Here is a 13,576-nt window from a genome sequence, read left to right on the forward strand (position 1 = left end):
AGGGGCCTCAGGTCGCCAGCCCGGTGCGGTAGGCGTAGACCACCGCCTGGACACGGTCGCGCAGGTCGAGCTTGGTGAGGATGCGCGACACGTACGTCTTGACGGTCTCCTGACTGATCACCAAGGTCGCGGCGATCTCGCTGTTGGACAGGCCGTCGGCGATGAGGCGCAGCACCTCCAGCTCGCGCGGGGTCAGCGGCATGCCGGCGGGCATGCCCCCGGCGGGACGGATCCGTTCCGCGTACCTGCCGACGAGTTGGCGGGTCACCTCGGGCGCCAGCAGCGCGGCACCCATGGCGACGGTACGGATGCCGTGCAGCAGCTGCGCCGGTGGGGCGTCCTTGAGCAGGAATCCGCTCGCCCCCGCGCGGAGTGCCTCGTAGACGTACTCGTCCAGGTTGAACGTCGTCACCACGAGCACCTTGACCGGATGGACGACCCCGGCACCGGCCAGCAGGCGGGTCGCCTCGATGCCGTCGAGGACCGGCATCCGTACGTCCATCACCACCACGTCCGGACGCAGTCGGCCGGCCAGGTCAACCGCGGCACGCCCGTCGCCGCACTCGCCCACCACCTCGAGATCGGGCTGGGCGCCGATGATCGTCGCGAACCCGGTGCGGATCAGCGCCTGGTCGTCGCAGACCAGGACCCGGAGCGGCGCGGTCACCCGGGGCTCCCGACCGGGATGCGGGCCCGTACGACGAAGCCGCCGCCCGGCTGCCGCTCCGCGCTGAACTCGCCGCCCAGGACGTGGACCCGTTCGCGGAGCCCGGCGAGGCCCCGCCCGCCCCCGCCGGGGTACGCGGCGTGCGCGCCCGAGCCGTCGGTGCCGACCGTCACGGTGATCTCCCTTGCGCCGTGCTGCACCTGGACCACGGTGCGGCTGCCGTGGGCGTACTTGAGGGCGTTCGTCAGGGCCTCCTGCACGACTCGGTAGGCCGTGAGCTCGGCGCTGCCGGTCGTCTCCTGCGGGACGCCCTCCTCGGTGAACTCCACCGGCTGCCCGGCCCGGCGGGTCTGCTCCACCAGCGTGGGCAGTTCGCCTACCGACGGCGTCCTGACGTCGGTGCCATGGTCGGGGTTGAGCAGGTCGAGCAGGTGCCGCAGGTCGGCGATGGCCCGTCGGCCGGTGTCGGTGACGGCGGCCAGGGTCTGGTCAAGGCGGTCGGGGGCGGCGGTCAGGTACCGTGCCGCCTCCGCCTGTACGACCATCGCCGTCACGTGGTGGGTCACCACGTCGTGGAGTTCACGCGCGATACGGGTGCGTTCGGCGGTGCGGGTGGCCTCGGCGAGACGGCGGCGGTGTTCGTACTCGGCTGCCCGGGTGGAGCGCAGCCATGACCCGATGCCCCAGGCGAATACCAGCGCCAGGTAGAACGTTCCGAATTCGACCGGCCGCTCGCCCGCGCCGAGCCGGTCGAGCGCGATCGCCAGCGGCACGTACGCCACGGAGATGAGGACCGCCGTGGTGCGCCGGTGACGTTCCAGATGGGCTCCCGCGCTCAACAGCGCGATCGGCAGTGCGGTGCCCGCGACCAGGTGGTAGCCGCGGAGCTGGTCGACGGCGAAGCCGAGCGACACCAGGGCGAGGCAGGCGGCCGGCCACCGCCGGCGCACGGCGAGCGGAAGACACTCCAGGGCGAGCGCCACGACGGCCAGCGCGTCGAAGGGGCGGGCGGGCAGGTCGCCGATCCGCGTTCCGTAGCCGTGCAACGCCGGCGGGTACGACGCGACGACGAGCAGCAACGCGATCGGCAGATCCCGGACCGTGACGTCACACCGCCGCCACAGGTCCGGGACCCGGCGAAGGTCGATCACTCGGAGAGCGTAGCGGTGGCCGAGGCCCGGGCGCCGCGCCGGCGGCGGGGCACCACGTGGCCTCGGCGGCGGGCCAGCACCATGAACACCAACGTCAGCACCGCGCCGGCCAGTACCGCGTACAGGCTCGCCTCCGGCCCGAAGTCGCCGCCGCTGAGCAGGGTCGGACCCGACAGCACGCCGTCCAGCAGCCCCGCCGGCCCGTCCATGCCCGAGACGGTGGCCCCGAAGATGCCGGCCGCGGCGAAGTTCCAGCCGAAGTGCAGGCCGATCGGCAGCCACAGGGTGCGGGTAGCGGCGTAGGCGGCGGCGAGCATTCCGCCGGCCTCGACCGCGATGGCGATCGCACCCCACAGGCTCGCGTGCGGGTTGAGCAGGTGCACCAGGCCGAACAGCAGGCCGGTCAGCGCCAGCGCGCCCCAGGTGCCGGCACGCTCCTCGACGATCCGGAACAGGATGCCGCGAAAGATCAGTTCCTCCGTCACGGCAGCGGCGGCCATGAAGCCGAACAGTGCCAGCGCCCCCGCCGCCGAGCCCGGGCCGTTGATCCGGTAGCCGCCGAGCAGGGCGATGTTCGCGATGACAGCCGCGAACAACGCGACACCGATCAGCACACCCCGGCCAGTTGCGGCGCCGGCACCTTCTGCGGCCACCTCGGTCGGCGCGCGACGCTCGGTTCGCCGTACCACCCATGCGTACGCGACCAGCGCGAGCACGGCCGTCGCAACGCCGAGGACCAGGGTGAGCACCGTGTTCCCCTGCACCGCACGGACGCCCATGCTCCCGGCGAGCGCGACCGCCGCGACGACTCCGAACTGCTTCAACAGTCGCATGACGACTCCTCCACGAGATTGCCCGGCGAAGCGCCGCGGCTACCTCAAACGCTATGGATCAGCCGGTCCGGAATCGTCACCGCATGGTGGACATCGCGGGTAGCTCGCACGGGGGACAACCGCCGTCGACGCACGCCGAGACCCCGTGGCGGAAAACTGGCTAACCGTCCGTCGCGTCCAGGCGTCCGGTGCCCGCGATCCTGGCGAAGGCGTGGGCGCTGGGCTTGGGAATCCGTGCGAAGTCGTCGGCGTGGTCGACGGCGATGAGACCGAACGTCGGCCGGAACCCTTCGCTCCACTCGAAGTTGTCGAAGGCGGACCAGTGCAGGTAGCCGCGCACGTCGACACCTTCGGCGCGGGCCCGGGCGAGCTGCAACGGTCGGGAGGCCGAGGCAAGGTCACCCACGCCATGATCGACCGCAGCATGGACGGCCTGATCCTCATCGCGCCGATCTCGACGCGCGCCCACCTCGACCACGTCGCCGCGACCGTGCCCACCGTCGTCGTCGGCCGGCACGGCCGGTCCCGGGCCTACGACAGCGTCGCCGACGACGACTTCGCCGGGGCCGCGCTGGTCGTGGACCACCTCGTCGACCTCGGCCACACCCGGATCGCGCACATCGAGCACCACGAGACCGACCGGGACTGCCTCGCCGAGATGCCCAACGCCATCCGCGCCGCGGGCTACCAGCAGGCGATGCGGGCCCAGGGCCTCGCGGACGAGATCGACATCGCCTCCACCAGCTACAGCCAGGAAGGCGGCTACCTCGGCGCCCAGCAACTGCTCGCCCGGCCGGTCCGGCCGACCGCCATATTCGCCGGCGCGGACATCGTCGCCATGGGCGCCCTCGACGCGATCGCCGAGGCCAGTCTGCGGGTGCCCGAGGACGTCTCGGTCGCCGGCTACGACAACACCACCTTCGCCGCCTTCCGGCCCATCTCGCTGACCAGCGTGGACCAGGCCGGTCACCAGATCGGCGCGAACGCCGCCCGGCTGCTGCTCGACCGCATCGCCGACCGGCAGCGGCCCGCCGCGCAGGTCAGGCTCTCCCCCACTCTCGTCGTCCGCCGCACCACCGCCCCGCCACCCGCGCGGTAGCGGCCGTCACCTGGCCGCGAACCGTCGCACGAGGTCCACCGGCTGCTCCGTGGATGCCAACCCCCGACCACGCAAAACGATCATGGATAACGTTACCCACGGCATCCACGCCGGCTTACGCCCCCTCGCGTACCGCCTGACCAGGTCCGGCGGTTCGGTGAGCGGCAGCACCAGCTGAGCGGGGACGGTGCCGCGGCCCCCACCCTCAGGACCGGGTGCGGGCATGCTCCTCCACCAGGGTGGCGAAGCCGTCGAGATGGCGTGCGAGACCGTACTCGAACAGTCCGCCCAGGTCCGAGGCCGTCTCCGTCGGGATCGTCGCCAGCAGTGGGAACCGTCCACTTTCGAGGAGTTGGGCGGCCCGCTTCTGCTGTGCCAGCCGCCACCCGTCGAGCGTGACACCGGTTTCCTGCTCCGACTCGACCTCGGCCGCCAGGGACAGCGCGACGGTGACGACCACTCCATGGAGGGTGAGCGCCTCGCGGATCCGGGTCGCCATCGGCAGCCCGAGCCCGTCGAGCGCGCGCAGGGTCCACTCGGTGTGCATCATCATGTTGGGCACGAGCGCCGGGCGGGTGAACGAGACGGCCCTGGGCAGCCAGAGGTGTCTCCGGCACAGATCCCACTGTTGGCGGGAGATCAGTTCGAGTTTCGCCCGCCACCCGGGCGGTCCCGGGACCGGCAGTTCGCATTCGCCGAAGACCTCGTCGGCCATCTGCGTCACCAGCTCGTCCTTGTTCGCCACGTGCCGGTAGAGCGACATCGGGCCGACGGCGAGGTCGGCCGCGAGTCGTCGCATCGACACCGCGTCGAGTCCCTCGACATCGGCGATCGCGACGGCGGTGCGGAGCACGTGCTTGCGGCTCAGTGGCTGCTTGACGGTGCCCGCCTGCCGGGGCCGCCGCGACTCGGCCGGGCTGAGCGGATGTTTGCGGCCCGCGCGGCTGCTGACCACCGTGCCGGAACCGACCGTCGCCTCGACCAGCCCGTTGTCGCGCAGAGTCGCCATCGCTCTGGTGGCGGTCGCGACCGCGACACCCCAGCGCTGGGCGACCTGCCGGACCGACGGTATCCGGTCACCGGGCCGCAGGTCGCCGGCCAGGATGCGGCCGCGGATCTCCTCGACGATCCGCCGGTACGGCGGTTCCGGGCGCGGTGTCGGCGAAGGCACAGAGTCGCTCCGATCTACTTGGGACGGTGTCGCGGATTTGGAGTGTACTAGTTCAATCCTTTCCCGGCCAGTACACTTCCTCCACCTGACCAGGCCTGAATGCGTCATCTTCGCCGATGCGCCGATACGGTGTACGCATGACACAGGACATACCGCACGCACTCGTGCGGCGGGCGGATGACGCAGACCGGCAGGTGGTGTCGGACGTCCTCACCGAGGCGTTCATGAACGATCCGGTCGCCTGTTGGCTTTTTCCGGTACCGGGTGAACGCGGTCGTCTCCAGTCGCACTTCTACGGTCAGCTGCTGGATCAGAGCGCCGCCGAGGCGTACCTGGCCGGCCGTGATGAGGGCGCCTCGGTGTGGCGGGCGTTGACCTCGGGCCAGGAACCCGACGAGGAGCATCCGGACGCACCCGACGAGGAGCAGAACTCGGTCTTCGGCGAGAACGGCGCGCGGCTGCGGGCTCTGGGGCAGGCACTGGCCGAGCGGCATCCCGGCCGGGAACCGCACCTCTACCTCGCCTGCATGGGAGTGGTCGGCGGGCGGCAGGGCGCCGGACTCGGCTCGGCCATGTTGCGGCACCGGTTGGAACGAGCCGACGCCGACGGACTCGCCGCGTACCTGGAGGCGAGCTCTCCCCGGAGCCGAACCCTCTACCTGCGGTACGGCTTCGAGGAGCTCGGCGCTCCGGTCCGCGTGGCGGACAGCCCACTCCTGTGGCCGATGTGGCGCCACGCCCGCCGCTGACCACTGACCACTGACCCCGATTCCACCAGCACAAGGGAGAACCTCGATGACGATGAAGGACACCGCCGGCGATCGGCGAGCGCCGAGCCTGGTCTTCGTACACGGCACCAACTCCTCGTCGTACTTCTGCTCGGGACTGATCAGCGAACTGACCTTGCGGGGGCACCGGTGCGTCGCCGTCGACCTACCGGGACACGGCACTGAAGGGTTCTTCCCCCGCTCGTACCAGGCCCCGCAGGACCCGCAGGGGCTGGCGACCGAGCCGTCACCGCTCGCCAAGATCACGATCGACGACTACGTCGAACGCGTCGTGGACACGGTGCGCCGGGCCCGCCGCCACGGGCCCGTGATCCTGGCCGGCGCCAGCCAGGGCGGCGTCACCGTGAGCAGGGTCGGCAACGCCATCCCCGAGCTCCTGGATCGGGTCGTCTACATGGCGGCGTACTGCTGCGTCGACCTGCCGAACGTGGCCGCCTACCTCGCCACGCCGGAGAACAGCGACAGCCTGCTCCCCCTGGTGACCCAGGCGGTGGTCGCCGATCCGGCGGTCCTCGGGGTGGCCCGGATCAACTGGCGCTCGGCCGACCCCGCGGTGTTCGACGGCATCAGGCAGTGCCTCGCCGGCGACTTCACCGACGAGGCGGTGAGTCGGCTGCTCAACACGCTCGAACCCGACGAGCCCGCCAGCATCCCCTTGGCCGACGCGCGCGGCAAGGCGCACACCTGGGGCCGGATCCCCCGGACATACGTACGCTTCACCCAGGACCGGCTGATCCCACCCGCGCTACAGGACCGCTTCATCACCGAGGCCGACCGCCTCACCCCGGGTAACCCGACCGACGTACGAAGCGTCGCCGCCCCCCACGTCGGCCCGTTCGACCGGCCCGAGCTTGTGGAAATCTTCGCCGAACTCGCCGGCCGCTGACCGGCGCACCATGGCCGCCCCGCTGGGCCTCGACAGCCGGCCCGCGCCTGCGGGCTCGTGGGCGAAGTCCCAGCGGGTGCCGCCCATCACGTCGGCGGTGAAGACGCCGTCGTCGGATTCCACGACCGTCAGGCAGCCGGGTGTGGCTCGACGGAGCCACCCCGACCGCCCGGTGCGGCGTGAGCTGGGCATGGCGCGGCGCGGACTCCGGCGTCGCGACGAAGACGGATCAATCCCGGTGCCGATCACCGCGCACAGTGGCCTGTCCGCCGAGCAACGGCTGTTGACTTAAACAGAGCTTCAACTTCTAACGTCACCGGCAAGCGGGCCATTCGCCTGCGGCCACGAGACAGGGGAAGTTCTTGACTACGATCGCCGGGCCCCGCGCGGGCCGGAAAGAGTGGATCGGACTGGCCGTGCTGGCCATGCCCACGCTGCTCATCGCAATGGACATGACCGTTCTGCACCTGGCGGTTCCCTCGCTGACCACGGACTTACGGCCGAGTACCGGGCAACTGCTGTGGATCATGGACATCTACGGGTTCCTGGTCGCCGGCCTGCTCATCACCATGGGAACGCTCGGCGACCGGATCGGGCGGCGCAAGCTGTTGCTGACCGGTGCCGCCGCCTTCGGCGTCGCCTCGGTGCTCGCCGCGCTGTCCACCAGCGCCGAGATGCTGATCGTGACCCGCGCACTGCTCGGCGTCGCGGGTGCGACGCTGATGCCCTCCACGCTGTCCCTGATCCGCAACATGTTCCACGACGCGGCCCAGCGCACCGTCGCCATCAGTGTCTGGATGACCTGCTTCGCGGTCGGCGGCGCCCTCGGCCCGCTGCTCGGCGGGTTCCTGCTCAACTACTTCTGGTGGGGCTCGGCGTTCCTGATCGGCGTCCCCGTCATGCTGGTCCTGCTCGTGCTCGGCCCGGTGCTGCTGCCCGAGCACCGGAACACGAAGGCGGGCAAGCTGGATCTGGGCAGTGCCGTCCTGTCCCTGATCGCCGTACTGTCCGTGGTCTACGGCCTCAAGCTGGTCGCCGAGGACGGCTTCGGGCTGCCGCCGGTCACCTTCATGGCGCTGGGTCTGGCCGTCGGGGTCGCCTTCGTCCACCGGCAACGAACGCTCGCCGACCCGCTGCTCGACCTCAAGCTGTTCCGCGAGCGCACCTTCAGCGCCTCGGTGGCTCTGCTCACCCTCGGCATCCTGGTGATGGCCGGCTCGCAACTGTTCACCCTTCAGTACCTCCAACTCGTACACGGACTCTCCCCGCTGGTCGCCGGCCTCTGGTCGTTGCCCAACGCGGCCGGTCTGATGGTCGGTGCCATGACGGCCCCGGCCCTCGCCGCGAAGATCCGCCCCGGCTTCGTCATCGCGGGCGGCCTGGTCGTCGCGGCCATCGGGCTGGGAATGCTCACACTGGTCAGCGCCACAGCGGGCCTGGGCATCCTGGTGACGGCGTCCGCGATCATGGGTGCGGGTCTCGGGCCGATGGCGGCCCTCGGCACCGACCTGATCGTCGGCGCGGCTCCGCCCGAGCGGGCCGGTGCGGCGTCGGCCATCTCCGAGACGGGCACCGAACTGGGCGCCGGTCTGGGCATCGCGGTCCTCGGGAGCATCGGCTTCGGTGTCTACCGCAGCCAGATCGAGGACACCATGCCGGCGGGCGTCGACTCCGAGGCGGCGCACGAGTCGCTCGGCGGCGCGGTGGCGGTGGCCCAAGACCTCTCCGGCAAGGCCGGGGACGAACTGCTCACCGTCGCCCGTGAGGCGTTCACCCACGGGCTGCATGTCACGGCCGTCGTCGGCGTCGGCGTCGTGCTCGTCCTGGCCCTGCTGGCAACCGTGCTGCTGCGCGGCGTCACCCCGGGCGCCAACGGTCACGACGAGCCAGCGGAGGACGCCGCGCAGGCCGGGATCCCGGACAGCGCGGCCACCACGCAGACCCCGACGACCGCCGAAGCGGTCAGGACAGCGGCCACGCTCGGAAGCAACGTCTGAACCACCCGGAGCGGTGGCTGACCGCCCGACCACACGGGCCCGAGCACGGAGCGGGTGCGGGCAGCGGACTCCCCGCACCCTCGGCCAAACCACCTCGGCCACAAGAGACTGGAGGCACGCACCATGAAAGAGACGGAAGACAGCACCACCAGAGTCGAGATCGTGCTGGACGTCATCTGCGCGGCGTCCTACCTCGCGTACGTCCGGCTGGCGCGCGCGATCGAACGGGTACGGGCCGACGGAGGCAAGGTCGAGGTGACCTTCCGGCCCTTCCAGCTCGCCCCGAACGCCTCCTTCGACGGTGAACCCCTGCTGGAGGTGCTCACCAGGATGTTCGGCACGCACGTGGTGGCGGAGACCGAGCAGGCCGCCGCCGACGCGCTGCACGACGGCGTGACGCTGGACTACGGCCGGGCGGTAGCCGCTGACACCTTCGAAGCGCACCGTCTGATCGCCTCGGCGGCGGCACAGGGACTCGGCGAGGCCATGGTCGAGCGGCTGTTCCGGGCGCACTTCACCGACGGCCTGAACATCGCCAACCCGACGACGCTGGCGCAACTGGCGGACGAGGTCGGGATCGGGGCGAACGACGTCCCGGCCGACCGACTCCGCCGCGACCTCGCCCGTGTCCGCGCCCGCGGCATCCGCTCGGTGCCGCAGATCTCCTTCGACGGCGGGCCGGCCCTGGCCGGAACGCAGCCCGAGCAGACCTACGCCAGAGCACTCCGGAGGGCCGACGCCATGCGCTGATCCCCCCGCCCGAGAGGCCGGCTCGCGCGTTTCAGGTCAGTGATCTCGCCGCTCAGCCGGCGCTGCCGGGCCGGCCAGCTGAAGTGGCGTACGACGCGCGACGATCTTCGGCCACCTGGTTGCGGTGACCTGTCACCGAGGGAGCCAGCTCCCGCACCGCCGCAGTGGCGAAGGCGGGAACTGCGGGTCAGGTTCGACCGGCTGGCGGGGTGGGCGTGCCGGAGAAACTCAGACATGCAGGGTGGGTCGGTAGATGATCTCCTGGGTACGACCGTCGAGTGTCCGGCTCTCGATCAGCTCCAGGTCGAAGTCGGCCGCCCCCTGGAAGATCGGCTCCGTCCCGGTCCGACCGGTGATCACAGGAAAGAGCGTCACCTGGACGAGGTCGACCAGACCGGCGGCCATCAGCGCCCGGTTCAACGACAGGCTGCCGTGCGATCGCAGGGGCACCTCGGACTCCTTCTTGAGCCGGGCGACGATGTCGACGGCGTCACCGCTCACGACGGTCGCGTCCGGCCAGTCGAGGGGTCCCGCCAGCGTGCTCGACACCACCGTCGCCGGGAGGTTCCTCATCCGGGTGACCCAGGCGTCCCGGACCTCGGACTCCTCGGTGCTCGTGGCCAGCATCCGCGCGAACACCCGGTACGTCTCGGCCCCGAAGACCATCCGCTGCTCCTCGCTGTACGAGGCGAGGCGGTGCTCGAGCAACTCGGGACCCTGCTTACCCCAGTAGCCGCCCCAGTTGCCGCTGGTCGTGCCGAAGCCATCGAGGCTGGAGAAGACGTCGACGGTGTAGGTAACGGTCATGATGATCTCCTTGTGCGGGTGAGTTCGGTACGACGGGTCTGCAGGAAGGCACGCTCGGTCTCGTTGGTGGCCAGGGCCATGGCCTGGTCGTAGGCGGTTCGGGCCTCTGCGTCGCGTCCGAGTCGGGCCAGCAGTTCGGCCCGGGTGGCGGGCAGCCGGTGGTAGCCCGGGAGTTCGACGGCCTCCAACGCGGCGAGGGCCACCGCCGGTCCGTGCACCTCGGCGACGGCGACCGCACGGTTGAGCGCGATGACCGGGGTCGGCGCGAGCGCGAGAAGCTGGTCGTAGAGTGCCAGGACCTGCGGCCAGTCGGTGGCGGCGCCGTCGGTGTGCACCGCGCTGATCGCGGCCTGGATCTGGTACGGGCCGGGCCGGTTGCGCCGTAGGCAACGGCGGACCAGGTCGTGGCCCTCGGCGATGAGTGTCCGGTTCCACAACGACCGGTCCTGATCAGCCAGCAGCACCAGTTCGCCGCTCCGGTCGAGCCGGGCCGGGCGGCGCGCCTCGGTCAGCAGCAGCAGGGCGAGCAGACCGAGGACCTCGGGCTCGTCGGGCATCAACGCGGCGAGTTCGCGGGCGAGCCGGATCGCCTCGCTGCACAGGTCCGCATCGATCAGCGGTCCGGCGGTGGACGTGTAGCCCTCGTTGAACATCAGGTAGAGCACGGTGAGCACGGGCGGCAGCCGGTCTGGCAGCTCGTGTTCGGCGGGTACCCGGTACGGGATGCCGGCGTCGCGGATCTTCTTCTTGGCGCGCACGATCCGCTGGGCGACGGTCGCCTCCTGGATCAGGTACGCCCGGGCGATCTCCGGTACTTCGAGGCCGCCGAGCAGGCGGAGCGTGAGGGCGGTCCGCGCGTCAGGAGCGAGCGCCGGGTGGCAGCAGGTGAAGATGAGTCGCAGTTGGTCGTCTTTCACCGGTCCCACCTCCTGGGGGTCGTCCTGTTGGTGCAGCAGCAGCAGGGCCTGGGCGTGCCGGGCCTCGCGGGTCGACTCCCGGCGGAGCCGGTCGACGGCCCGGTTGCGTGCTGTGGTCACGATCCAGGCGCCCGGGTTCGGCGGCGGGGTCTGCCACTTCTGCAACGCCGTGGTGAAGGCGTCCTGGACCGCCTCCTCGGCGAGGTGGATGTCGCCGAGGAGTCGGGCCAGGGTGGCGACGCAGCGGCCGTACTCCGCGCGGTAGATGCTCGCCAGGTCCATTCGGATGACCGGCTTTCGTTCAGGCCTGGGACAGGTCGTCGAAGGGGCGCACCTCGACCGGGCCGCAGGCCGCCGCGCACTTCTCGGCCCAGGCCAGCGCCTGGTCCAGGTCCGCGCACTTGATGATCCAGAAGCCGGCGATGTGCTCCTTCGTCTCGGCGAACGGTCCATCGCTCATGGTGGTGGTGCCGTTCTCGATCCGGACGACGGTGGCGCTGTCCGGCGACACGAGTCCTCCGGCGAAGACCCAGGCGCCCGCGGCCTGCAGTTCGTCGTTGATCCGATCGGTCTCCCTGAACATGGTCTGCATCTCCTCGTCGGTCGGCGTCGGCGCGCCCTCGACGAAATGCACGGAGAGTAGGTACTGCTTCATGACGGTCCTCCGGTAGCTCGATGGTGAGATGACGAAAGGTCAGGCGGCCAGGCGGCGCGCGACAGCGGGGATCACGATCGCGGCCGCGACCAGGTGGGTGAGCATAAGCAGCGCCCTGGTGGCCGCCCCGGCGTCGGCGATCACGTCCGGTACCAGCGACAGGACGGTCAGCACCACCGTCGTGCGGACGAACGTGCGCCGTGGACGCTCGGCGAAGCGGGCAAGCAGCGCGGCGATGACCACGCCGATCAGCGAAAAGGCAGCGGTCAGCACGCCGAACCCGGTGACCGGAATCGGAGCGCCGCTCATATCGAGGCTGATCCCTGCCGCATGGCCGACGGCGGCGACGGCCATGGTGGCGGCGCTCGCGGCGACCGTGGCGATGGCACCGGTCCGGACCAGCGCACCGGTGGTCGAAGTGGTGGCGCGGACCGGGTTCACAGTAGTGGTCATCATGCGCTCCAGTAGATGTATGGACCGGCTCGGTGCCGGGCTCTCACCAGGGCTACGAAAAGGACCGACCCCGATCGACACGTCGGCCCAGATATTTTCGAAAGCATTCGACCCCGGTGTACGCCGAGGCAGATCCCGGACATAGCGGGCAGACCCGACGATACGGTGGTGACGCGGTGACCGGCCCCGATCGGACGAGGATTCCGCCAGCTCCGGACCGCGACCACCCGAGTCGTCCTCGGGCGGTCGCGACCGGGTCGGATCGCGAGATTCGGTGCCAATTCGACCCCGGTCTCCCACCTGGGGCGTCAGGCCCGCTGGTACGCCCACGCCGTCCGGTAGCGGACGAGGAAGCCGAGCAGGACGAGGGCGACGATCCCGCCACCGCCATCGGTCAGGATCGAGCCGGCGTTGCCGAGGTCACGCAGCCCCGCCTCGTGCCGGTCGACGGTCAGAAACCCGATGCCCTGAATGACGTTGAGGACGAGCATGAAGTAGAAGATCCAGGCCCGGTCCCACAAGGCCAGGATGCCGACCGCATTGGCGATGAGGAAGATGATGCCGACGGCCCGCCAGCCCAGCAGGAAGCCGTCGATGTCGGCAGGGCTCTTGTCCGGCCAGGCCGGCTGGATCGTCTCCGAAGTCACATAGCCGAGCACGATCGCGGTCCCGACCGTGGTGAGCACGGACGCGACTGCGGTGAACAGTTGGAGTCGTCGGGTCCAGACGGTGGGGGTCCGGCTGGGGACGGCGATGGTGGCGGTGGACAGTTTTTCGGACATGGCAAGGCTCCAGGGTGAGTACGGACGGGTACGACCGGAGTCGAGCGGCGTACGCCAGCTCGGCCGGGCTCAGTTCGGGTGGCGTCGGCCGGTGTCAGCTCGACCGCGCCGGCCGTGGCACGCTGGACCGGAACTCGACCACCGCCACGATCGCCAGCGCCTCGGCGACGGCGGCGACGGCCCAGAAGGTCAACGCGATCGCGGTTGGCAGGATCGGCTGGTGGGCCAGGTTGACGGGCCCCTGCACCTCGAAGAAGGCGCCGGGCAGCCAGACGATCGGGGCGAGTCGGGCCACCCGCTTCGCCGTTCCCGGCGGCCAGCCCTCCGCGACGAAGCGATAGACGAAGGCGTACGCGACCGCGAACCCGAGGTAGCTGGCGATGATGATGGCGGGGCTGCTCGTCAGCAGCGGAAGCCGCTCGATCTGCTTCCAGATCGCGATGAGTTTCGCGCTCTGCGTGGAGGGGTCGAAGAGCAGACCCGTCTTGCCGCGCTCCGAGCCGCCCCAGAGCGCGAAGGTGGCGTAGAGCGCGACGCATACCGCCGCCCCGCCGGCCAGGCCACTGGCCAGGGTACGTAGCAGTGTGGGTCTGATGGATTGTCCGGGCATGGCGGAACTC

16 protein-coding genes are annotated in these 13,576 nt (G+C 70.6%); 5 read left to right on the forward strand and 11 right to left on the reverse strand.

Annotated elements, in window-relative coordinates; all coding sequences use genetic code 11:
• Nucleotides 1–7: 7 nt before the first annotated feature.
• The 4 genes from H4W31_RS32210 to H4W31_RS32225 all read right to left on the reverse strand — a co-directional run bounded on the left by H4W31_RS32210 (nt 8) and on the right by H4W31_RS32225 (nt 3,057).
• Complete coding sequence (locus tag H4W31_RS32210) at nt 8–667, reverse strand: response regulator (protein ID WP_192770066.1); 660 nt, start codon at nt 665–667, stop codon at nt 8–10.
• Nucleotides 664–1,818 carry a sensor histidine kinase gene (locus H4W31_RS32215; protein ID WP_192770067.1) on the reverse strand — a complete coding sequence of 385 codons (1,155 nt, stop codon included), beginning with the start codon at nt 1,816–1,818 and terminating at the stop codon, nt 664–666. The genes H4W31_RS32210 and H4W31_RS32215 overlap by 4 nt, the downstream gene beginning before the upstream one ends.
• Nucleotides 1,815–2,651 (reverse strand): CPBP family intramembrane glutamic endopeptidase, encoded by an 837-nt coding sequence (locus H4W31_RS32220; protein WP_192770068.1) that lies wholly within the window; start codon nt 2,649–2,651, stop codon nt 1,815–1,817. Before H4W31_RS32220 ends, H4W31_RS32215 begins: the two co-directional genes overlap by 4 nt.
• A gap of 160 nt (nt 2,652–2,811) precedes the next feature.
• The gene (locus tag H4W31_RS32225; RefSeq protein WP_404825639.1) at nt 2,812–3,057 is read right to left on the reverse strand and encodes a family 1 glycosylhydrolase; all 246 of its coding nucleotides are present in this window, start codon (nt 3,055–3,057) and stop codon (nt 2,812–2,814) included.
• 3 nt (nt 3,058–3,060) lie between these two features.
• Between H4W31_RS32225 and H4W31_RS32230 the strand changes: the two genes are divergently transcribed.
• The gene (locus H4W31_RS32230) at nt 3,061–3,750 is read left to right on the forward strand and encodes a LacI family DNA-binding transcriptional regulator (RefSeq protein ID WP_192770069.1); all 690 of its coding nucleotides are present in this window, start codon (nt 3,061–3,063) and stop codon (nt 3,748–3,750) included.
• 205 nt (nt 3,751–3,955) lie between these two features.
• Here the strand turns inward: H4W31_RS32230 and H4W31_RS32235 are convergent, their stop codons facing one another.
• Nucleotides 3,956–4,921, reverse strand: a complete 966-nt coding sequence (locus H4W31_RS32235; protein ID WP_318783525.1) for a GntR family transcriptional regulator — start codon at nt 4,919–4,921, stop codon at nt 3,956–3,958.
• Between the two features lie 137 nt (nt 4,922–5,058).
• Between H4W31_RS32235 and H4W31_RS32240 the strand changes: the two genes are divergently transcribed.
• From H4W31_RS32240 to H4W31_RS32255, 4 genes are all read left to right on the forward strand, one after another.
• Nucleotides 5,059–5,670, forward strand: a complete 612-nt coding sequence (locus tag H4W31_RS32240; protein ID WP_192770071.1) for a GNAT family N-acetyltransferase — start codon at nt 5,059–5,061, stop codon at nt 5,668–5,670.
• Nucleotides 5,671–5,716: 46 nt separating this feature from the next.
• A complete protein-coding gene (locus H4W31_RS32245; protein WP_192770072.1) occupies nt 5,717–6,595 on the forward strand; it encodes an alpha/beta fold hydrolase in 879 nt (292 codons plus the stop codon).
• Nucleotides 6,596–7,020: 425 nt separating this feature from the next.
• The gene (locus tag H4W31_RS32250; RefSeq protein ID WP_192772557.1) at nt 7,021–8,592 is read left to right on the forward strand and encodes an MFS transporter; all 1,572 of its coding nucleotides are present in this window, start codon (nt 7,021–7,023) and stop codon (nt 8,590–8,592) included.
• A 123-nt stretch (nt 8,593–8,715) separates the two neighbouring features.
• Nucleotides 8,716–9,342, forward strand: a complete 627-nt coding sequence (locus H4W31_RS32255; RefSeq protein WP_192770073.1) for a DsbA family oxidoreductase — start codon at nt 8,716–8,718, stop codon at nt 9,340–9,342.
• Nucleotides 9,343–9,570: 228 nt separating this feature from the next.
• Here H4W31_RS32255 and H4W31_RS32260 read toward each other — a convergent pair whose 3' ends face one another.
• The 6 genes from H4W31_RS32260 to H4W31_RS32285 all read right to left on the reverse strand — a co-directional run bounded on the left by H4W31_RS32260 (nt 9,571) and on the right by H4W31_RS32285 (nt 13,566).
• Nucleotides 9,571–10,149, reverse strand: a complete 579-nt coding sequence (locus H4W31_RS32260; RefSeq protein WP_192770074.1) for a dihydrofolate reductase family protein — start codon at nt 10,147–10,149, stop codon at nt 9,571–9,573.
• Nucleotides 10,146–11,348, reverse strand: a complete 1,203-nt coding sequence (locus H4W31_RS32265; protein WP_192770075.1) for an RNA polymerase sigma factor — start codon at nt 11,346–11,348, stop codon at nt 10,146–10,148. The genes H4W31_RS32260 and H4W31_RS32265 overlap by 4 nt, the downstream gene beginning before the upstream one ends.
• Before the next feature lie 19 nt (nt 11,349–11,367).
• Nucleotides 11,368–11,721, reverse strand: coding sequence for a YciI family protein (locus tag H4W31_RS32270; protein WP_192770076.1), 354 nt, complete (start codon nt 11,719–11,721; stop codon nt 11,368–11,370).
• Nucleotides 11,722–11,760: 39 nt separating this feature from the next.
• On the reverse strand, nt 11,761–12,162 hold the full coding sequence (locus H4W31_RS32275; RefSeq protein WP_318783526.1) for a DUF6069 family protein: 402 nt from the start codon (nt 12,160–12,162) through the stop codon (nt 11,761–11,763).
• 320 nt (nt 12,163–12,482) lie between these two features.
• Nucleotides 12,483–12,956, reverse strand: a complete 474-nt coding sequence (locus tag H4W31_RS32280) for a hypothetical protein (protein WP_192770077.1) — start codon at nt 12,954–12,956, stop codon at nt 12,483–12,485.
• A 94-nt stretch (nt 12,957–13,050) separates the two neighbouring features.
• Nucleotides 13,051–13,566, reverse strand: coding sequence for a hypothetical protein (locus H4W31_RS32285; RefSeq protein ID WP_192770078.1), 516 nt, complete (start codon nt 13,564–13,566; stop codon nt 13,051–13,053).
• Between the last annotated feature and the right edge of the window lie 10 nt (nt 13,567–13,576).

The sequence above is a fragment of the Plantactinospora soyae genome, assembly GCF_014874095.1.
Lineage (GTDB): Bacteria > Actinomycetota > Actinomycetes > Mycobacteriales > Micromonosporaceae > Plantactinospora > Plantactinospora soyae.